Raw genomic sequence first — 20,011 nt, forward strand, 5'->3', positions numbered from 1 at the left:
ATTTGAATTAAAATACAACAAATTTTTCGTTAAGAATAGGTAGCCCACATTTTTGAATCTTTCTCAATATCCTATCTTTGTCTTTATGCAAAAAATAATCCTTTGCGCAGGAGTAATTCTGATGGCTAACACTTCTTTTAGTCAGCGAACTATGGAAAAGTTAATCGATAAACTCTCAAATAAAGACGTTCCCCTTGCATCGGTTACCGAGGTTTCGGTAAATCCTTCTTACATCCGCCTGGATGCCCGGGAAAGAGAAGAATATGAAGTAAGTCATTTGCCCGATGCTAAGTATATCGGGTATACTAATTTCGATATTGATCAATTTACTTCCCTATTCCCAGACAAAGAGGCCACATACCTGGTGTACTGTTCCCTGGGTATACGCTCAGGAAAAATAGGAGAACGACTTATAGAACTGGGGTATTCAGACGTAAAGAATATGTCTGGCGGAATCTTCAAATGGATGGAGGAGGATTTGCCGGTTGTGGACGCTGATGACAGAGAGACCAAAAGAGTTCATGCCTACAATAAATTCTGGGGATTACTCCTTACTAAAGGAGAAAAAGTTTACAGTCTTGAAAGTGAGGAGAAGGATGAAAGATGAGAACAACTGTCTCCTCCTGATCTTTACCCGCAATCCGGAGTTAGGCAAATGCAAGACAAGGCTGGCTGCATCAGTGGGGGATAAAACTGCCCTCGCCATCTACACCTTTCTTTTGCAACATACCGTAGCGATTACTGCACCTCTCAAGGTGCAAAAGACGGTTTATTACTCTGATAAAATAGGCGTTAACGATCTATGGGATGAAAATGTATATCACAAAAAGCTTCAAGAGGGGGAAGATCTGGGGCAGCGTATGGCCAATGCCTTCAAAGTGGGATTTAAGGCCGGATATAAGCGTATCATTGTCATCGGAAGCGATCTCTTTGACCTCAGCACCCATGACCTTATAGCGGCTTTTGACAAAATGCAGTCCAATGATTTCGTTCTCGGTCCCGCCGTCGATGGTGGCTATTATTTACTCGGGATGACACGCTTTCTCCCGGAGGTATTTGAAGCAAAAAATTGGGGTACGGATAGTGTTCTTAAAGACACCCTTAAGAACCTAAAGCATGAAAATTATACCCTGTTAACTTTAAAAAACGACGTGGATGTGCTTGAAGATATCGCAGATATCCCTGCCTTTAAGCCCTTTTTAAAAAATAAACTATGACACAAAAGCAACTAAATGAATCTACAGAATACCTTCAAAGCAAGGGCTTCCACGAGCCTGAGATTGGCATCGTTCTCGGCACGGGCCTAGGCAAATTGGTAGATGAAATTGAGGATTCCCTCGTGGCCCATTACCATAATATTCCCTTCTTTCCTCTGGCAACTGTTGAGTTTCATACCGGAAAACTAGTCTATGGAACCATGGGGGAGAAAAAAGTAGTGGTGATGCAGGGCAGGTTTCATCTCTACGAAGGATATGAATTCTTTGACGTCACCTACCCCATAAGGGTTATGCGACAGCTCGGCATTAAAAAATTGTTTATATCCAATGCTGCCGGAGCGGTAAATCTCGATTTTAAAAAAGGGGATATTATGCTTGTTGAAGATCATATCAATTTGCAAGGGGGGTCGCCTTTGGCTTTTAAGAATGTAGCCGAATTCGGGGATCGGTTTGTGGATATGAGTGAACCTTACGATCCGGAAATGAGAAAAAAAATCGAGACCATCTCACAAAAACACAATATCTCATTGCGAAAAGGGGTGTATGCAGCAGTTGTGGGACCCCAGCTCGAAACCAAGGCAGAATACAGAATGCTGAAGACCCTTGGTGCAGACGCAGTAGGAATGAGTACAGTACCAGAAGTAATTATTGCCAATCATTTACGACTACCTGTAGTAGCAGTGTCTGTCTTGACAGACGAATGTGACCCGGATAATCTGGAGCCCGTCAATGTTGCGGAGATAATAGAGGTCGCCGGGAAAACGGAACCAAAAATGATTACTATATTCACCGAATTAATAAAAATGCTATGAGTTATTTAGAAGCGACCAATGACCTGTATAAACAAGCTGCTTTAACCCCGGATGTGGGCTTATGCTGTACCACCAACCCTGTATGGCAGCTCCCGGGCTTATCTATTCCCACCATTATGCAGGAAATGAACTACGGCTGTGGAAGCACTGTATCAGCTTCAGATCTGGTCAATAATCCAAAGGTTCTTTACGTAGGAGTTGGCGGCGGAATGGAATTGTTGCAGTTTGCTTATTTCTCAAGGCAAATCGGTGGAGTAACCGGAGTGGATGTTGTTGATGAAATGCTTTCTGCCAGCGAGAAAAATTTCAAAATTGCAGAAAAGGAGAACCCCTGGTTTAAAAGCGAATTTGTCAACCTCGTAAAAGGTGATGCCCTCAATTTGCCCATAGAAACTGAAAGTATGGACGTTGCGGCGCAAAATTGCCTCTTTAATATCTTTAAACTTGAAGACCTTAAAAAAGCGGTAGCGGAAATGTATCGGGTTCTGAAACCCCATGGAAGGCTGGTGATGAGTGACCCCGTTTGTGAGCAACCCATGAATGAGACCTTGCGTAATGACGACCGGTTAAGAGCACTTTGCCTCAGCGGCAGTATTCCGATTAAGGACTATGTAAAGGTCCTGACCGATGCCGGCTTTGGAACCATAGAGATCAGAGCTCGTAAATCGTACAGAATCCTCTCACCCAATCATTATCCTACGGATGAATTAATCCATATTGAATCCATCGAAATCGCAGCTATCAAGGATCCGATGCCGGAAGATGGCCCATGTATTTTTACCGGGAAAACAGCGATCTACTACGGAAGTGAGCCTTACCTTGACGACAAAAAGGGACATGTGCTGATTCAAAATCAGCCTTTGGCAGTCTGTGATAAAACAGCTGCTGCCCTGGCCGGACTTCAGGAACAAATCCACATAAGTGAAAGCACCTGGCACTACGATGGTGGCGGTTGCTGTTAAAATTTACTGCATGAAGACGACTCTATTTCTAATATGGGCTAGCCTGTTTTTTGCAACGCCACAAAGCCAGAATTCTTTGCAGTCAAATGACGCATTGGACCACTCGGCCTGGACAAAATTGCTTCAGGAAAACGTCACTAAAGAAGGGTTTGTTGACTATCCCGGATTTATGAAAAAGAAAACTGAGCTAGAGGCCTATCTCGAATACCTCGGCGATAATGAACCCAGCGCCAGGCAATCAAAAAGTGAAAAACTGGCCTTTTACATCAACCTCTACAATGCCGCCACAGTTCATCTGATTCTGGAGAACTATCCCTTAAAGAGCATAAAGGATATAGACAATCCCTGGGGCGAGAAACGTATTCGTCTCGGTAATGATCGTGTTTCTTTGAGTAAAATCGAATTCGGAATACTGCGCAAAATGAACGAGCCCCGCATACATTTTGCCATAAATTGTGCGTCCTATTCTTGTCCCAAACTAATGGATACTGCTTTTACGGCCAAAGGAATTGAATTGCAGTTACAGCAAGCGACTATGGGCTTTATCAACGATAAGAGTAAAAACCGGATTTCAAAAGAAGAGGTTCAACTTTCTCCAATTTTCAAATGGTATAGGGGGATTTTACCCAATATGGCAGCCTGATCGATTACCTTCAACCCTTTACAAGAATTGACCTTCAGGAAAATACAAAGTTGTCTTATCTACCTTACGACTGGAGCCTGAATGAAAAAAAGTGATATCCAAGATATAAGCATCATTATCCCGGTGATCAATGAGGAAGCTAACCTGGGAAGGCTTATCCCCTATTTAAGAGCAGTAGCTGACACGCCTGAGAAACTCGAATTCATTGTTGTAGATGGTGGGAGTTCTGATAACTCTATGGAGGTAGCCATCGCACTGGGTGCTATCGCCTTATCTTCTCCAATAGGACGTGCTTCCCAAATGAATAGAGGAGCGAGATCGGCTAAAGGGAGTATTCTCTATTTCCTGCATGCAGACAGTTATCCTCCGCAGGCATATGATAGTTGTATTCGAGAAGCCATACTGCATAAAGATACAGCAGGATGTTTCCGTCTTCAATTTGACAGCCGTAGCCGATTTCTCAATCTATTTGCCTGGTTCTCGCGCTTTAATTTTCAGATTTGCCGTGGGGGAGATCAGTCCCTGTTTATTACGAAAACACAATTCGATGCTCTTGGGGGCTTCGATGAGAGATACCGGATCTACGAGGACAATGAATTTATCGGCAGGATTTATAACCACTCGCGTTTTACTGTATTACCCGAGAAACTTAAAACTTCTGCGCGAAAATACAGAAAGAACGGCTTGCTGAGACTTCAATATCATTTTGCGAGAATTCACTTTTTGTACTACAAAGGGTCTCGTCCAGAAGTGCTTTACGCCTATTATGACAAGCACATTAAATCCAACTAACGGGAATTAAAAAGAGATTTTAATTATTCATAAAGCTTGTAAAAGGTCTTAATGACTTCCTGTGCAGGCTTATTTTGAGGCGTAAATCGGTTATCCCCTGGTCCTCCCGATTTTTCATGGTTGATAAACCATTTCCAGATAAATCCTCCTGCAAACCAATCTTCTTCCCAAAAGGATTCAAAAATAGCCTTCTTGGCATTAGCCTGAGCTTCCAGGTTAACGGTTTCTTCATTGCGATCTACCAGCCATGGCTTCTTCGCCGTGTAGTCCATACTCCTGTAACCGAATTCAGTAAACAGCACAGGTCGGTTTGCGGTCTTTGAAACCGATGAAATTTTATCTTTCCACGGTTGCCATCCCGATTTTAACTCTTCAACCGTTGGAGTTTTCGACTCTGATAAGGGGAAGTAGGCATCTATTCCTATGTAATCCAAATCGGCCCAAAAAGGCGTTTTTCCAAATTCATCCCAATTTGCGGCGTATGTCAATTTTCCTTTGTACCGACCGCGTATTTTTGTGATCAGGCTCTCCCAAAATTCGGGACGCTGGCTGACGAACTGTTCGAGCTCCGTTCCTATGCAGAAAATCTCGGCTTTTGATTCCTCTGCGAGACTGGCATAGGTGAGGATAAAATCTTCGTAAGACGCTTCGAGTTTCTGCCAGTCGGCTTCACTCTCCATCTTAAGTCCTCCGGTAAAAACGCCACGCCATATCCAAATCTGCGGCTTTACCATTACCCTGATCTTGTTTTTATGCAGTTGTTCTATGTACTGTTTTGCGCCTATCCTTGTCTCTCCAAACCATTGCCGCTCTGTATTGAATACAATATTCGGAGAATTCACCTCTCGTATAAAACCAAAAGGCATAACGGCGGCGTGATCTGCATAGATTTGTTTAACCGGAGTAATATTTTCCTGGGTGACCTTGTCCCGCGAAGCCACAAAACTCACCCCATTGATTTTACCAACAAACTGGCTGCTACAGGAAAACTGAAGCAGACCCAGGAAGAGAAAACAAAGTCGCTTCATCATAATCTGACCTATGAAACACTAAATTACAATTTTTTAGGCTCCGCAGAATCCGGCAAGGCTGTTAAGTTCTTATATTTAAACCGACTCAAGTGGTAAATTCAACCAAATACATGGAAACTGTAGTAATCATCGGGAATGGAATTGCAGGCGTCACCGCAGCAAGGCACATCAGAAAGCTTTCAGACAAACGAATCATTATCATCTCTGCAGAAAGTGAATTCTTCTTTTCCAGAACGGCCTTGATGTATGTCTACATGGGACATATGAAGTTTGAGCATACCCAGCCCTATGAAAATTGGTTCTGGGAGAAAAACCGCATAGAATTGGTTCAGGGATATGTGAATGAGGTAGACCATGCTAACAAACAGTTGATTCTAGACGACAGAGGTCCTATTCGCTACGATAAACTGATCATTGCCACAGGCTCCAGACCCAATAGATTTGGATGGCCGGGCCAGGATTTGAAGGGCGTCCAGGGGTTGTATTCCAAGCAGGAACTGGAACAGCTCGAAATTGATGCCCCTGATAAAGAAAGTTGTCCTCGGGCAGTGATCGTTGGTGGTGGGCTCATAGGCATTGAGCTGGCTGAGATGCTCAGAAGCAGGGATATACCCGTGACTTTCCTGGTTCGAGAAAGTAGCTTCTGGAACGGCGTTTTACCGGAAGGAGAATCCCAAATGATCAATGAACATATCAGGGACCACCATATTGACCTGCGTCTGAGTACCAACCTGGTTGAAATACTCTCAGATGAGGAAGGCAGGGCAAAGGCCGTAGTTACTGACAAGGGGGACACCATTTCCTGTAATCTCGTTGGACTTACGGCAGGAGTTACCCCTAATATTGCATTTTTAAAGAACTCCGGAATTGAGCTGGGAAAAGGAGTAAAAGTAAACCGATATCTCGAAACAAATATTGAAGATATATACGCCATCGGAGATTGTGCTGAACAAAATGAGGCCATAGGTAATAGGCGCCCGGTAGAGGCTGTATGGTATACCGGCAGGATGATGGGCGAGACTGTGGCACACACCATATGCGGACAACGAAGGAAATACAATCCCGGGCATTGGTTCAATTCGGCTAAATTCCTCGACATTGAATATCAGACCTATGGTTGGGTGTTTAGTGACCGTAATCGCAAAGCAAACGAAAAGCATTTTCATTGGAGACACCAGAAGGAATTGGTATGCATCACAATTGCCTACCACTCTTCCAACAGAAAATTCCTGGGTATCAACACTTTTGGGATCCGGATGAGGCATGAAATCTTTGATCGTTGGCTTACCGAAAATCGCTCAGTCGATTATGTAATGGAATACCTTAAGGATGCCAACTTTGATCCGGAATTTTACGATCAATACGAAGGAGAAATTGTAAACAGCTATAACAAGGAGATGGGAACGAGTATCAAACCCAAAAAGAAAAGCTGGAAACGTATTTTTAAATCTGCCTAAAGAAGAATCAGGATGAAAACTATAAAGCGAATTGGCCTGATTGTATTCCTTATCGGATTAGGCATTTTTACTTCACTCCCTTTTATTGGGACTTATTCTCTTACTTCTTCAGATTTTACCAAATGGGTTGAAGAGAAAGGAATAAAAAGTGAATTATTCATAAAAGACATAGAGCAGGAGGTTGTGGGAAAAGATTTCTCAGGAATGCACAATCTCACACCAATTATCGCAACGGCTCTCGATGAAGCCAATTCCACACATCGGAAAAACAAGGAGTACAAAAAGGTGATTTACACCAAGGCTCATGATATTTCGGCAGATTTGGGAAAACAGGCCGGTTCCGGATTCATCCCGGAAAACAAGGGCTTAATGTGGTTTATGACTTTCGGATTAGGCATTATTGGCGCTCTAATGTATATCCTTCCGAACGTGGTTCTACTTGGTAAAAAAGGGATCAAAAACGACGGGATATATCACGCAAATTCAACCAATCGCGGATGGATAGCCTGGCTGGTTTTCTTTTATCTGATCGCTTTTTATCTATTACTTTATTTCAGGCCTCAGTTTGCTGTTAACTGGACCTATTTGGTAGATCCAACTAGTGAGGCCCTGAGCGGCAACCCGGCCGGGCACTGGTTTGTTTATGGGTTTATGTATTGCACCGTAATGACAGTTATGGGCGTCAGGATGTATATCAAGTACCGTCATAACCGTTATCAGATGATCAGAACTACTTCTGTACTGTTTTTTCAGATCGTTTTCGCCTTCCTGATTCCCGAGATCATGGTTCGCCTTCAGATGCCGTACTACGATTTTAAAAATGCCTTCCCTCTGGATTACGATTTCTTTTTCCAATGGAATTTACGCTCCCTGATAAATAGTGGAGGAATAGGGATATTTATCCTGGTATGGGGAACGCTGCTCACCCTGGTCATTGTACCCGTAATGGTCTATTTTTTTGGAAAGCGATGGTACTGTTCCTGGGTATGTGGTTGTGGCGGACTTGCCGAAACCCTGGGGGATCCTTACAGGCAGCATTCCAGTAAGACCTTGCTGTCCTGGAGAGTAGAGCGTTGGCTGATCCACGGCGTTCTTGTCTTTGCAGTGGGCATGACCCTGATGACACTTTACAGTTTTTTCTCTGAAACAGGAACGGTATTAGGAATAAAGACCTCAAGTGTTCAAAACACCTACAGCCTGCTGATAGGCTCTATTTTTGCAGGGGTAATCGGCACCGGTTTTTATCCCATTTTTGGCAATCGTGTTTGGTGCCGATTTGGTTGTCCCCTGGCCGCCTACCTGGGCTTTGTACAACGCTTTAAATCCAGATTCAGGATCACCACCAATGGCGGTCAGTGCATTTCATGTGGCAATTGCTCTACCTATTGTGAACAGGGTATAGACGTAAGGGCTTATGCCCAGAAGGGAGAAAACATCATACGTTCCAGTTGTGTGGGTTGCGGTATTTGTTCAGCAGTTTGCCCCAGAGGGGTACTAAAGCTGGAAAACGGTCCCGAAAAAGGACGGATTAATCCTACTCAGGTATTGCTGGGAAATGATGTAGATTTAATGGAGCTGGTAAATGATAAGTAAATGCATTCTGCTATTTTCGCGCACGATAAATCGTTTGTCCTTAACCCGATGTGGCGCATAAAAAAATGAAGGAAATCGTCGTTATTATTCCCGCCTACAATGAAGGCCAATCTATTGCCGCCGTCATTTCCGAGATTCCTGAATTGGTTTCCGAGATCATCGTAGTGAACAATAATTCTACAGATAATACAGCCGTTGCAGCAGAGGCTGCCGGGGCTACGGTGCTCTTCGAAGAGAATATGGGGTATGGCTTTGCCTGTCTCAAAGGAATTAAATATCTAAAGAAACGATCCAAACCCCCTGCCATTGTCGTATTTATGGACGGAGATTATTCGGACTATCCCGAAGACCTCCACAAAGTAGTAAAGCCTATACTGGATGGAGATGTCGATTTTGTGATCGGTGCGCGGACAAAGGCTTTACGGGAAAAAGGATCTATGACCCCACAGCAAAGCTTTGGAAATGGATTGGCAACGTTCCTGATGAGAATGATTTACAGGTCAGACTTTACTGATCTCGGGCCGTTCAGAGCTATACGTTATGAACAGTTGATGGCCCTGGAAATGGAAGATAAGACCTATGGCTGGACGGTTGAAATGCAGTTAAAAGTATTAAAAAAAGGCATAGCATATACCGAAGTACCAGTGCGTTACAAAAAAAGAATTGGTATCTCAAAGGTATCCGGTACAGTAAAAGGTACTATATTTGCCGGCATAAAAATCCTGGGTTGGATATTTAAATACAGTTTAAAATAAAATGGGACTAACAATTGCTTACATCATCATCGGAATTTACAGCCTGGCGCTGCTACTGATTTTTTTCTACAGTCTAGCGCAGCTGAATTTGTTGCTGAACTATCTCGGGTATAAAAAAACGCAAAAGCTGGCTCCAAAATTCAACTTATTAGACCCTAAGGAAATTCCTTCGGTAACTATTCAACTACCTATTTATAACGAGGAGTACGTCGTTGAGAGATTGTTGGATAACATTTCTAAAATTGCCTACCCCAAAAGCAAACTTGAAATTCAGGTACTTGATGATTCGACTGACGATTCCGTACATCAGACGGCTGAAAGGATCGCAGAATTGCAGGAAAAAGGTCTGGATATAAAGCATATAAGAAGAGAGAACAGGCAAGGATATAAAGCCGGAGCCCTAAAAGAAGGACTCAAAATCGCCAAAGGGGATTTCATCGCTATTTTCGATGCTGATTTTCTTCCTGATCCTGACTGGCTTAAAAAGACCGTCGTGTATTTTAAAGATGAAGAAATAGGTGTTGTACAGACCCGCTGGGGTCATATCAACCGAGACTATTCCATCCTTACAAGGATACAGGCCTTTGCCCTTGACGCTCACTTTACCCTGGAACAGGTAGGGCGTAATGCTAAGGGGCATTTTATCAATTTTAATGGTACAGCAGGTATCTGGAGAAAAGAGTGTATCCTTGACGCCGGAAACTGGGAAGGCGATACCTTAACGGAGGATCTCGATCTTAGTTACAGGGCACAGCTGAAGAATTGGAAATTTAAGTACCTGGAAGACGTGGAAACTCCCGCCGAACTTCCTGTAGTCATTAGCGCAGCGCGCTCTCAGCAGTTTCGCTGGAACAAAGGAGGAGCTGAGAATTTCAGGAAAACCGTCCTCAATGTAATCTCGGCAAAAAACATCCCTTTTAAAACGAAGTTTCACGGGGTAATGCATCTGCTCAATAGTTCCATGTTCCTGTTTGTTTTTTTGGTCGCTATCTTGAGTATCCCCATGCTTTATATAAAAAATACCTACGGGCATTTAGACTGGATTTTTGAGGCCACCAGCTTCTTTATCGTATCCACCATTATCCTTTTTATCTGTTATTGGTTCACCTACAAGAGCATACAGGGAAGCAGCCTCGATCACTTTATTGACTACATCAAATTGTTCTTTACATTTTTCTCAGTAGCCCTCGGCTTCTCCCTGCACAATACTGTAGCTGTGCTCGAAGGTCATATGGGCAAGCGCAGTGAGTTTGTGAGAACGCCGAAATTCAACATCAACAACCTTACGGATAGCTGGAAAGGCAATAAATATCTCGCTACAAAGCTTTCTCCGAATATGATTCTGGAGTTTGCTCTGATGGTGTACTTTTTATTTGGAATGTACAGCGCTATCCCCTTAAATGATTTTGGATTATTTCCGTTCCATTTTATGCTTTTCCTCGGCTTTGGCTTTGTATTCTTTAAGTCATTAACCTCCAAGGTATAGCAGAACTAAAATTTTAAAATTAGCCACCAATTAATTATTATTGAGGAGCCTTCACAGCTTGATGAAGGCTCCTTATTTTTTTGTCGAACTCCCCTTTTTTTTTCGGTTATTTGTAAAAACCATTAGCCTTTCCTCCCATGCCCAACGCGGTTTTGACGTATTGGAAACTCCATAAAGTTCCCATTCTTATTTCTTTACTGTGCGGCCTGTTTTACTATACTTTTGCCTACCATCTTGAGCGTTCAGACTTTACCCGACTTTTGGGGTTGTATCTGGCGTTATTTTTCCTCTGTTACAAGCTTATACAATTCGAAAAGTGGAATTACAAATTCCTACTTTTTCTGGGTATCGCATTTCGATTAATTTTTCTTGTTACCTCGCCTAATCTATCCCAGGATTTTTACAGGTTTATTTGGGATGGACAACTCATCAATATGGGCGTAAATCCGTATTTATACCTTCCTGTTGATCTATTGGAGAGTGCGGAAATTGTCATCCCTCAAGCAAAGTATTTGATAGAGGGAATGGAATCGCTGAGTGCCTCCAATTTTAGTAATTATCCCCCGCTTAGTCAGATGCTGTTCGGACTATGCGCTTGGCTTGGAGGAGGAGAAATACTAGGAAGTTTAATTGCGATAAGAGTAGTCTTACTCCTAGCCGATCTGGGAATTTTTTACTTCGGTCGGAAGCTATTAAAATTTGTCAACAAATCTCCCCACCTTATCTTTTGGTACTTCCTGAATCCCCTTGTAATTACCGAGTTAGGAGGTAATCTTCACTTCGAAGGTGTGATGTTGTTCTTTCTGCTTTTCGCTTTGCATCTCATCGCTAATAATAAATGGCTTCTGGCTACGGTGCCCATGGCACTGTCCATTTCAGTAAAACTTATCCCTCTGATGTTCTTACCGCTATTTTTTAAATCCCTCGGTTTTAAAAAAGGATTGGTGTTCAATACCTTGGTTATGCTGCTTGTCATCGCCACAATTATTCCCTTTTACGATCCGGAATTTTCTCAAAATTACATGGCTACCCTTTCTCTGTGGTTCTCAAATTTTGAATTCAATGCAAGTATCTACAATGTAGTTAAAAACCTCGGGGCTCGTATTGATCTGAAGCCCTGGGAGCTTATTAAGAGCTATGGAAGACTAATTCCGGTAATTGTAATCCTCTGGGTATGCTTGCTGAGTTACTTTCGAAAAAACAACTCAATGCGCATTCTGATTCAGTCTATGCTCTTTATTCTGGCTGTTTACTTTTTCCTATCTCCCACCGTTCATCCGTGGTACGTAATTTCTCTGTTAGTACTTTGCCTTTTTACGGATTACCGATTCCCTTTGGTCTGGTCAGCAACCATTGTTTTAAGTTATTCTGCATACAGAGGCGCTGAGGTAGAAGAGTCAATGGGATTTCTCATTATTGAATATTTATCGGTTTATGGGTTTTTCATCTACGAATTGTTTAAGCATAGGAGTTTTAAATCGCTAATTCCCAAAAATGTATAGGACAAAGGGGATAATTCAATATAATTTGTACATTTGACTCTCATGAAAGCGAAATTTCACATTAGTACTGTAATCTCCACGCCTGTTCAGGCCCGGTATTTTGTGCCCGCACGTCGCCGCCCGTAAGGGTGTACTACTCTCATGGAAATAGGTGAGTCCATTTCCGCATCGATCATTAAGCCATTTACACTATTCGATTAATTTTATCAGCAATGGATATCTTAATTGCTAACGAATCTCATATAAAATACGCTACTGTCATCAGCGAAACCATTTCGGAATCCGCTAAGGTGAGGGGTACGGGCATCGCCAAAAGAACGCCTGAATATATCATTAAGAGATTGGTCAACGGCAACGCGGTAATCGCCTTAGACAAGGACAAGTTTGCCGGCTTTTGCTACATTGAAGTATGGGGTCATCAAAAATTTGTTGCAAACTCCGGACTCATCGTACATCCCGATTATCGCAATCAGGGACTGGCAAAAAAAATCAAAAAAGCCATCTTTGAATTATCGCGGAAAAAATTTCCCGAGGCAAAGATTTTTGGAATTACAACCGGACTTGCGGTCATGAAGATGAACTATGAACTGGGATATAAACCGGTAACCTTTTCGGAACTCACAGACGATCCGGATTTTTGGAAAGGATGCCAGACGTGTAAGAATTTTGATATCCTTACCCGAACAGAACAAAAAATGTGCCTCTGTACCGGGATGCTTTTTGATCCCTCCAAAACAAATAAATACGAAAGCAGGAAGGTGAACAATAAAACCTTCCAGCGACTTAAGAGTATTAAAGAGCAGCTATTACTTAAAAAGAAAAAAGGCTAAGATGAATACCAAAGAAATCAACTCAAAAAAATTGGTTCTCGCTTATTCAGGCGGACTCGATACTTCGTATTGTGCCATGCACTTGTCCCAGGACCTGGGCTATGAGGTACACGCCGTTAGTGTGAATACCGGAGGATTTTCTCCGAAGGAAATAGAGGAGATCAGAAAAAAGGCCCTTGCCCTTGGCGCGAAGTCATATACTTCCATCGATGCCGTTCAAAGCTTCTATGAGAAAGTCGTAAAATATCTGATATTTGGGAATGTGCTTCGCAACAATACCTATCCCCTAAGTGTAAGTTCAGAACGTATTGTCCAGGCCATAGAGATTGCACGCTATGCTAAGCAAAATGGCGCAGCAGCCATTGCACATGGGAGCACCGGAGCCGGTAATGATCAGGTTCGCTTCGACATGATCTTTCAAATAATCGCTCCGGAAATAGAAATTATTACCCCTATCCGTGACCGGCAACTATCCAGGGAAGAAGAGATCAGCTACCTGAAAGAAAGGGGTGTGAATTATTCCTGGGAAAAAGCAAAGTATTCCATTAACCAGGGATTGTGGGGGACTTCTGTTGGAGGTGCGGAAACCCTTACCTCAGATCAAGGCCTTCCATCGGAAGCCTTCCCAAGTCAATTGAAAAATGAAAAATCACAGGATATAACCCTGACTTTTACCAAAGGGGAATTAACGGCAATAGACGGAGTTACCCAAACACCGGTTAAGAATATTGAGCAGCTGGAAAAAATCGCATCATCCTTTGCTATTGGACGTGATGTACATGTAGGAGATACCATAATTGGGATAAAAGGGCGAGTTGGTTTTGAGGCAGCAGCACCTCTGCTGATCATTAAGGCACATCATCTTCTGGAGAAACACACCCTCAGCAAATGGCAGCAATTTCAAAAGGAACAATTAGGTAATTTTTACGGGATGCTATTACATGAAGGGAACTACCTCGATGAAGTGATGAGGAATATAGAAGCCTTTCTTCAAGATGCTCAGAAAAACGTCAGTGGCCATGTATTTATCACTTTGTATCCCTACCGTTTCGAATTAAAAGGCATCAAGTCTGAACACGATCTTATGGCAGCCAGGTTTGGAAGTTATGGAGAAATAAATAAGGCATGGTCTGCGGAGGACGCTAAAGGTTTTATTAAAATATTGTCAAATTCCGGCAAAATTGCCAGTCAGATAAATAAGCAAAATGATTAAAGCAGGTATCATAGGTGGTTCGGGATACACCGGAGGTGAACTTATCAGGTTATTACTTCATCATCCGTCAGCAACCCTTGATTTTGTTTTCAGTACCACAAGGGCAGGAACGTCTATTTCAGAAACACATACCGATCTTCTGGGCACTACAACATTGAAGTTCACAGATAAGGTAAACCCAGATGCAGATGTCATTTTTCTATGTCTGGGACACGGGAATTCAACTCAATTCCTGCAGGATCATTCTTTTTCTGAAAAGACCAGAATAATTGACCTCAGCAATGATTTCAGGCTTGGGAAACAAAATACACTTGATAAAAGGAGTTTTGTTTACGGACTACCGGAACTTCGCAAAGAAGAAATCTGCAAAGCAAAGAACGTGGCCAATCCTGGATGTTTTGCAACGGCTATTCAACTGGCGCTACTTCCACTGGCAAAAGCACAAATGCTCAACCATGAAGTACATATTAATGCCACCACAGGAAGCACGGGTGCAGGGGTTAGCCTGTCAAACACCACCCATTATAGCTGGCGGGAGAATAATATGTCGCATTACAAAGCATTTATCCATCAGCATCTAGACGAGATCAATGAAAGCCTGGAGCACTTTCAGCCCCAAAAAGGTAAACTTAGGTTTATTCCCAACAGGGGTAATTTCACCAGGGGTATTTGGGCAACGGCCTACACCAGATTCGAAGGAAAACAGGAAGAAGCAGATGCATTATACAAGGATTATTACAAAGATGAACCTTTCACTCATGTCTCTGAGAAGGCTATCTCTTTAAAGCCGGTTATCAATTCAAACAATTGCCATTTGAACCTACTGGTCCACGATGGCGTTCTCCTCATTGCCTCTGCCATTGACAACCTTTTGAAGGGAGCCAGCGGACAGGCAGTACAAAACATGAATCTGATGTTCGGTCTCCCGGAAGGTGAAGGATTACATCTGAAGTCGAGCATTTTTTAAAAACCAAACCAGAAAAGAAACCATGAAAATAGCAATAATTGGCGCAGGCAATCTAGGATTATCCATAGCGAAAGGAATACTCCACACCAATGGTGCCACCACCATGTACCTTACCAAAAGACATATTGAAATCATTAAGGAATACGAAAAGTATGGAAACGTCACAGTTACCCAGGACAACAAGCTGGCCGTTAAGGAATCGGACGTACTCATCTTTGCAGTTCAGCCTGGGCATTTTGAGGGTATTCTCCAAGAAGTAAAGGAGTTCCTTACCGAAAAGCATGTGATCATTTCAACCATTACGGGATTCAGCTTAGAAAAAATCGAATCCATCATTGGTAAGGATGCATATATCATACGAAGCATGCCTAATACAGCGATCTCCGTAGGGAAATCAATGACATGTCTTTGCAGTAATGAAGCCGGAGCCAAACGAATTGAGCTGGCCAAGGCAATATTTAACCGAATGGGGCATTCCATGGAGATTCCGGAGTCACAAATGCAGGCGGCCACAGTGATTTGCGCCAGTGGGATTGCATTTTGGATGAGGCTGATCAGGGCCACTACCCAGGGGGCTATCCAATTAGGATTTGATGCGAAAGAAGCCCAGGAACTTGCCATGCACACCTGTAATGGAGCAGCTTCCTTATTGATTGAATCGGGGAATCATCCTGAGGAAGAGATAGACCGGGTAACAACACCTATGGGCTGCACTATTGAAGGTCTTAATGAAATGGAGCATCAGGGTCTGAGTTCCTCCTTAATTCGGGGAATTGTCGCATCCTTCGAAAAAATTAGTCAAATTAGAAAGGGGTAGTATGGAATTGTTCGATGTATATCCTCTTTACAACATCACCCCGGCCTCGGCAAGGGGGGTCATTATAAAAGATGAGAGTGGCCAGGAATACCTCGATTTGTACGGAGGACACGCCGTAATTTCAATCGGCCATGGGCATCCTCATTATATTAAAAGGATTAAGAATCAGATCGATAAGATTGGTTTTTACAGTAATGCCGTCCATAATCCCCTGCAACACGAACTTACCGAAAAACTTGGGAGAATATCGGGCTGTGACGACTACCATCTTTTTCTGTGTAATTCCGGGGCGGAAGCCAACGAAAATGCCTTAAAACTCGCGTCCTTTCATACAGGAAAAAGCAGAGTGATCGCATTTAAGAACAGCTTCCACGGGCGTACCTCTGCCGCTGTGGCATCAACCGATAATCCTGCCATCAATGCCCCGATAAACAGGCAACAGCAGGTGACATTCTTAACCTTTGAAGATATTGATGCGCTTAGAAAAGAAGTAGCAAAAGGTGATGTATGTGCCGTTATTCTGGAAACGATTCAAGGCGTAGGCGGGCTCGACGAACCCTCTTCATCTTTTTGCGCAGAAATCGCTGAACTTTGTAAAAAACACCAGGTGGTATTGATAGCAGACGAGGTTCAATCCGGTTTTGGGAGAAGTGGGAAGTTTTTCGCATTTCAGCATCATAACATAACACCTGACATTATTTCCATAGCCAAAGGAATGGGTAACGGCTTTCCCGTTGGAGGGATTTTGATCCACCCGAAGATTGAAGCTAAATACGGTTTGTTGGGCACCACCTTCGGGGGTAACCATCTGGCCTGTGCTGCTACTCTGGCCGTCCTTGAAGTTCTCGAAGAAGAAAATCTGATGGCGAATGCCACGGAGATCGGAGCGTATTTTAAAGAATGTGCCAAACAAGTTCCACAAGTAAAAAGGATTAAAGGCAAGGGGCTCATGCTGGGACTCGAATTCGGGTTTGAAGTAGCCGATCTGCGGAAAAACCTCATCCTTAATCAGCATATCTTTACAGGGAGTGCCAAGGATAAAAAAGTGCTGCGTGTTCTACCTGCATTGAATATTGAGAAAGTCCATATCGATACATTTTTTACCTCATTAAAACAGGAATTGGAATGAAACACTACCTCAGCATTGATGATATCGATTCTATACCTTCATGGCTTTCACTGGCCGCAGAATGTAAAAAGGCGCCTCTTAAGTACAGGAAACTCGGAGAAGGAAAAGTCTTGGGGCTTTTGTTCTTTAACAATAGTCTAAGGACCCGACTGAGCACCCAAAAAGCTGCTTTCCATCTGGGGATGCATTGTATGACCATGAATTTTGGGAGCGAAGGTTGGGCTCTTGAATTTGAAGACGGGACTATTATGGATCAGGGAAAGGCAGAACATATCAAAGAGGCAGCACAAGTGGTTTCACAGTATTGCGATGTCTTAGGGGTACGTGCTTTTGCCTCCTTAACGGATAAGGAAAAAGATGAGGCCGAAATGGTGCTGAACGGTTTTAAAAAGTATGCATCCATCCCTATCTTAAATATGGAAAGTGCAACCGGACATCCCCTACAGGCCTTTGCAGACCTGATCACGATCTCAGAACACAGCCAGAAGAAGAACCCGAAAATAGTTCTATCATGGGCTCCTCATCCTAAAGCATTGCCTCATGCCGTGGCTAATTCGTTTATAAAGATGATGGGGCAGAATCCTCAATTTGAATTTAGCATAACACACCCCATGGGATATGAACTTAATCAGGATCTTGTCCAGCACATTCCGGTGTCATACGATCAGAACAAAGCCCTTAAAGACGCCGATTTTGTCTACGTCAAAAACTGGAGTGCCTATCAGCCCTACGGTGCCGTATTAAATAATGACCCACACTGGATGCTGACTCAGGATAAACTCGGGCAGGCAAAGTTTATGCACTGTCTGCCGGTAAGGCGAAATGTAGTGGTGGAAGACCGGGTTCTCGATGGAAATAATTCTCTGGTAATACAACAGGCCAACAACAGAACCTATGCCGCCCAGGTAGCCTTACTCAAAATACTTGAATCCTTATGAAACCTGCCCTATCTGTTATTAAAATTGGAGGAAATATTATCGAAGATAGTACAGAGCTATCGCGATTCCTGTCCTCTTTTTCGCGAGTTCAGGGCCCTAAAATACTGGTTCACGGGGGCGGAAAAAAAGCTACTTCCCTGAGCGAAAAACTCGGCATCAAACCCTCCATGGTAAAAGGCAGGCGAATAACCGACGCTCAGGCTCTCGAAGTAGCCATTATGGTATACGCCGGACTGGTCAACAAAACTATCGTTAGCAAATTACAGGCCTTGCAATGTAATGCCCTGGGGCTAAGTGGAGCGGATGCAGCTGTGATCAAAGCAATAAAGAGACCGGTGAAATCTATCGATTACGGCTTCGCCGGAGACATCGTCTCCATACGAACAAAAACCTTGCTGAGTTTTTTGGAAACAGGATTGGTTCCGGTTTTTTGTGCCCTTACCGATGATGGACAGGGACAATTACTCAACACCAATGCCGATACGATCGCATCTGAACTTGCTATTGCCCTCAGTTCAGAATACAGAACCACACTTTACTACTGTTTCGAAAAACCAGGAGTGCTGGCAAACGTCTACGATGAGGCTTCCGTAATTTCACATATCAATAAACAGGCTTATTACAGCCTGCTGAGGGAGAAGCAAATAAGTGAGGGTATGCTTCCTAAATTGGAAAATTGCTTTCATGCGCTAGACCATTCAGTGCACAAGGTATGTATCGGAGATATCACTATGTTGCAAGCAAAATCATCAAATTTTACAACATTGACCTTATGACTACGGAAATATCAACACTCTGCAATGAGGCTATTGCGCTTTTAAAGGACTTGATCGCCACTCCATCTTTTTCCTCAGAAGAAGATGGTACGGCACTCGTACTCGAACAGTGGTTTAAGAATCATCAAATTCCATTTAAAAGAAAGAAAAACAATATATATGCTTTTAATAAGCACTACGATGAGAACAAACCCAATTTACTTCTCAATTCACATCACGATACAGTTAAGCCCAATACGGCTTATACCAGAGAGCCATTTCAGCCGGCAATAGAAGAGGGCAAACTCTATGGATTAGGTAGTAATGATGCCGGAGGGGCGTTAGTCTCACTCATTGCAACATTTACTCATTTCTACGAAAAAGAGAATCTCTCGCATAATCTGATTATAGTCGCTTCTGCAGAAGAAGAAAGTTCAGGTCCGGATGGTTTAAATTCAATGTTAAAGATCCTTCCGAACATCGATGTGGCTATTGTAGGAGAGCCCACCCTGATGCAGCTGGCCATTGCTGAAAAAGGACTGGTCGTTTTTGATGGAAAGGTCAGTGGAACCCCTTCCCATGCCGCACATCCCAACGCCGATAATGCCATATACAATTGCATAGATGTACTCAGTTGGTTTAAAGATTTTCATTTTCCAAAGGTATCTGAAGTCTTAGGGGCAGTAAAATTAACAGTCACACAGATCAATGGAGGAAGTCAGCACAATGTTGTGCCTGCGGAGGTTAATCTCGTTGTTGATGTAAGGGTCAACGATTGCTATACCAACCAAGAAATAGTAAGCATACTGGAAGATCAGGCTCCCTGTAAACTGATTCCGCGTTCTCTTCACCTGAATTCTTCGTCCATCCCAAAGGAGCATCCATTGGTTAAAAGTGGCCTGGCTTTAGGGAGAAGTACGTACGGCTCTCCAACTTTGTCTGATCAGGCTGCTCTGAGTTGTTCCTCCCTTAAACTTGGACCGGGAGACAGTACACGCTCTCACAGCGCAGACGAGTATATTTACGTGTCTGAAATTGAGGAGGGAATCGAATTATACATTAAATTATTAGATGGTTTCTTGCTTTGAACCACCTGCTGAACTACAAATTAC

The 20,011-nt window shown here is 43.1% G+C and carries 20 protein-coding genes; 19 read left to right on the forward strand and 1 reads right to left on the reverse strand.

Going from position 1 to position 20,011, the window contains the following annotated elements:
* The first annotated feature begins 85 nt into the window (after window positions 1–85).
* The 6 genes from EQY75_RS11135 (at window position 86) to EQY75_RS11160 (ending at window position 4,426) form a co-directional block, all read left to right on the forward strand.
* A complete protein-coding gene (locus tag EQY75_RS11135) occupies window positions 86–607 on the forward strand; it encodes a rhodanese-like domain-containing protein (protein WP_129605861.1) in 522 nt (173 codons plus the stop codon).
* Window positions 597–1,217, forward strand: coding sequence for a TIGR04282 family arsenosugar biosynthesis glycosyltransferase (locus tag EQY75_RS11140; protein ID WP_129607092.1), 621 nt, complete (start codon window positions 597–599; stop codon window positions 1,215–1,217). The genes EQY75_RS11135 and EQY75_RS11140 overlap by 11 nt, the downstream gene beginning before the upstream one ends.
* Entirely contained in the window at window positions 1,214–2,029 is an 816-nt protein-coding gene (locus EQY75_RS11145; RefSeq protein WP_129605863.1) for a purine-nucleoside phosphorylase, read from the forward strand. The genes EQY75_RS11140 and EQY75_RS11145 overlap by 4 nt, the downstream gene beginning before the upstream one ends.
* The gene (gene arsM / locus EQY75_RS11150) at window positions 2,026–2,991 is read left to right on the forward strand and encodes an arsenosugar biosynthesis arsenite methyltransferase ArsM (protein WP_129605864.1); all 966 of its coding nucleotides are present in this window, start codon (window positions 2,026–2,028) and stop codon (window positions 2,989–2,991) included. Before EQY75_RS11145 ends, arsM begins: the two co-directional genes overlap by 4 nt.
* Before the next feature lie 10 nt (window positions 2,992–3,001).
* Window positions 3,002–3,634 carry a DUF547 domain-containing protein gene (locus EQY75_RS11155; RefSeq protein WP_165200641.1) on the forward strand — a complete coding sequence of 211 codons (633 nt, stop codon included), beginning with the start codon at window positions 3,002–3,004 and terminating at the stop codon, window positions 3,632–3,634.
* Window positions 3,635–3,715: 81 nt separating this feature from the next.
* Window positions 3,716–4,426: a TIGR04283 family arsenosugar biosynthesis glycosyltransferase gene (locus EQY75_RS11160; protein ID WP_129605867.1), complete on the forward strand. Its 711-nt coding sequence runs from the start codon at window positions 3,716–3,718 to the stop codon at window positions 4,424–4,426.
* Between the two features lie 23 nt (window positions 4,427–4,449).
* Here the strand turns inward: EQY75_RS11160 and EQY75_RS11165 are convergent, their stop codons facing one another.
* Window positions 4,450–5,454, reverse strand: coding sequence for a glycoside hydrolase family 113 (locus EQY75_RS11165; RefSeq protein WP_129607094.1), 1,005 nt, complete (start codon window positions 5,452–5,454; stop codon window positions 4,450–4,452).
* 113 nt (window positions 5,455–5,567) lie between these two features.
* Between EQY75_RS11165 and EQY75_RS11170 the strand changes: the two genes are divergently transcribed.
* From EQY75_RS11170 to EQY75_RS11230, 13 genes are all read left to right on the forward strand, one after another.
* Window positions 5,568–6,914: an NAD(P)/FAD-dependent oxidoreductase gene (locus tag EQY75_RS11170; RefSeq protein ID WP_129605869.1), complete on the forward strand. Its 1,347-nt coding sequence runs from the start codon at window positions 5,568–5,570 to the stop codon at window positions 6,912–6,914.
* Between the two features lie 12 nt (window positions 6,915–6,926).
* Entirely contained in the window at window positions 6,927–8,507 is a 1,581-nt protein-coding gene (locus tag EQY75_RS11175; RefSeq protein ID WP_129605870.1) for a 4Fe-4S binding protein, read from the forward strand.
* 65 nt (window positions 8,508–8,572) lie between these two features.
* Complete coding sequence (locus EQY75_RS11180) at window positions 8,573–9,262, forward strand: glycosyltransferase family 2 protein (RefSeq protein ID WP_129605872.1); 690 nt, start codon at window positions 8,573–8,575, stop codon at window positions 9,260–9,262.
* A gap of 1 nt (window position 9,263) precedes the next feature.
* On the forward strand, window positions 9,264–10,748 hold the full coding sequence (locus tag EQY75_RS11185) for a cellulose synthase family protein (protein ID WP_129605874.1): 1,485 nt from the start codon (window positions 9,264–9,266) through the stop codon (window positions 10,746–10,748).
* A 137-nt stretch (window positions 10,749–10,885) separates the two neighbouring features.
* Window positions 10,886–12,250: a polyprenol phosphomannose-dependent alpha 1,6 mannosyltransferase MptB gene (mptB, locus tag EQY75_RS11190; protein ID WP_129605876.1), complete on the forward strand. Its 1,365-nt coding sequence runs from the start codon at window positions 10,886–10,888 to the stop codon at window positions 12,248–12,250.
* Between the two features lie 212 nt (window positions 12,251–12,462).
* Entirely contained in the window at window positions 12,463–13,080 is a 618-nt protein-coding gene (locus EQY75_RS11195) for a GNAT family N-acetyltransferase (protein ID WP_129605878.1), read from the forward strand.
* 1 nt (window position 13,081) lies between these two features.
* Window positions 13,082–14,293, forward strand: a complete 1,212-nt coding sequence (locus EQY75_RS11200; protein ID WP_129605880.1) for an argininosuccinate synthase — start codon at window positions 13,082–13,084, stop codon at window positions 14,291–14,293.
* Complete coding sequence (gene argC / locus EQY75_RS11205) at window positions 14,286–15,260, forward strand: N-acetyl-gamma-glutamyl-phosphate reductase (RefSeq protein WP_129605882.1); 975 nt, start codon at window positions 14,286–14,288, stop codon at window positions 15,258–15,260. Before EQY75_RS11200 ends, argC begins: the two co-directional genes overlap by 8 nt.
* A gap of 22 nt (window positions 15,261–15,282) precedes the next feature.
* A complete protein-coding gene (gene proC, locus EQY75_RS11210; RefSeq protein WP_129605884.1) occupies window positions 15,283–16,077 on the forward strand; it encodes a pyrroline-5-carboxylate reductase in 795 nt (264 codons plus the stop codon).
* A gap of 1 nt (window position 16,078) precedes the next feature.
* Window positions 16,079–17,206, forward strand: coding sequence for an aspartate aminotransferase family protein (locus tag EQY75_RS11215; RefSeq protein ID WP_129605886.1), 1,128 nt, complete (start codon window positions 16,079–16,081; stop codon window positions 17,204–17,206).
* Window positions 17,203–18,144: a Rossmann-fold NAD(P)-binding domain-containing protein gene (locus EQY75_RS11220; protein WP_129605888.1), complete on the forward strand. Its 942-nt coding sequence runs from the start codon at window positions 17,203–17,205 to the stop codon at window positions 18,142–18,144. Before EQY75_RS11215 ends, EQY75_RS11220 begins: the two co-directional genes overlap by 4 nt.
* Window positions 18,141–18,920: an acetylglutamate kinase gene (argB, locus tag EQY75_RS11225; RefSeq protein ID WP_129605890.1), complete on the forward strand. Its 780-nt coding sequence runs from the start codon at window positions 18,141–18,143 to the stop codon at window positions 18,918–18,920. Before EQY75_RS11220 ends, argB begins: the two co-directional genes overlap by 4 nt.
* Complete coding sequence (locus EQY75_RS11230) at window positions 18,917–19,987, forward strand: M20 family metallo-hydrolase (protein WP_129605892.1); 1,071 nt, start codon at window positions 18,917–18,919, stop codon at window positions 19,985–19,987. Before argB ends, EQY75_RS11230 begins: the two co-directional genes overlap by 4 nt.
* Window positions 19,988–20,011: the final 24 nt, after the last annotated feature.

The sequence above is a fragment of the Muriicola soli genome, assembly GCF_004139715.1.
In the GTDB taxonomy this organism is placed as follows: Bacteria; Bacteroidota; Bacteroidia; order Flavobacteriales; family Flavobacteriaceae; genus Muriicola; species Muriicola soli.

Coding starts and splice junctions, on each gene's coding strand:
- EQY75_RS11135 (WP_129605861.1), top strand. CDS start 86: ATGCAAAAAATAATCCTTTGCGCAGGAGTAATTCTGATGGCTAACACT.
- EQY75_RS11140 (WP_129607092.1), top strand. CDS start 597: ATGAAAGATGAGAACAACTGTCTCCTCCTGATCTTTACCCGCAATCCG.
- EQY75_RS11145 (WP_129605863.1), top strand. CDS start 1,214: ATGACACAAAAGCAACTAAATGAATCTACAGAATACCTTCAAAGCAAG.
- arsM (WP_129605864.1), top strand. CDS start 2,026: ATGAGTTATTTAGAAGCGACCAATGACCTGTATAAACAAGCTGCTTTA.
- EQY75_RS11155 (WP_165200641.1), top strand. CDS start 3,002: ATGAAGACGACTCTATTTCTAATATGGGCTAGCCTGTTTTTTGCAACG.
- EQY75_RS11160 (WP_129605867.1), top strand. CDS start 3,716: ATGAAAAAAAGTGATATCCAAGATATAAGCATCATTATCCCGGTGATC.
- EQY75_RS11165 (WP_129607094.1), bottom strand. CDS start 5,454: ATGAAGCGACTTTGTTTTCTCTTCCTGGGTCTGCTTCAGTTTTCCTGT.
- EQY75_RS11170 (WP_129605869.1), top strand. CDS start 5,568: ATGGAAACTGTAGTAATCATCGGGAATGGAATTGCAGGCGTCACCGCA.
- EQY75_RS11175 (WP_129605870.1), top strand. CDS start 6,927: ATGAAAACTATAAAGCGAATTGGCCTGATTGTATTCCTTATCGGATTA.
- EQY75_RS11180 (WP_129605872.1), top strand. CDS start 8,573: ATGAAGGAAATCGTCGTTATTATTCCCGCCTACAATGAAGGCCAATCT.
- EQY75_RS11185 (WP_129605874.1), top strand. CDS start 9,264: ATGGGACTAACAATTGCTTACATCATCATCGGAATTTACAGCCTGGCG.
- mptB (WP_129605876.1), top strand. CDS start 10,886: ATGCCCAACGCGGTTTTGACGTATTGGAAACTCCATAAAGTTCCCATT.
- EQY75_RS11195 (WP_129605878.1), top strand. CDS start 12,463: ATGGATATCTTAATTGCTAACGAATCTCATATAAAATACGCTACTGTC.
- EQY75_RS11200 (WP_129605880.1), top strand. CDS start 13,082: ATGAATACCAAAGAAATCAACTCAAAAAAATTGGTTCTCGCTTATTCA.
- argC (WP_129605882.1), top strand. CDS start 14,286: ATGATTAAAGCAGGTATCATAGGTGGTTCGGGATACACCGGAGGTGAA.
- proC (WP_129605884.1), top strand. CDS start 15,283: ATGAAAATAGCAATAATTGGCGCAGGCAATCTAGGATTATCCATAGCG.
- EQY75_RS11215 (WP_129605886.1), top strand. CDS start 16,079: ATGGAATTGTTCGATGTATATCCTCTTTACAACATCACCCCGGCCTCG.
- EQY75_RS11220 (WP_129605888.1), top strand. CDS start 17,203: ATGAAACACTACCTCAGCATTGATGATATCGATTCTATACCTTCATGG.
- argB (WP_129605890.1), top strand. CDS start 18,141: ATGAAACCTGCCCTATCTGTTATTAAAATTGGAGGAAATATTATCGAA.
- EQY75_RS11230 (WP_129605892.1), top strand. CDS start 18,917: ATGACTACGGAAATATCAACACTCTGCAATGAGGCTATTGCGCTTTTA.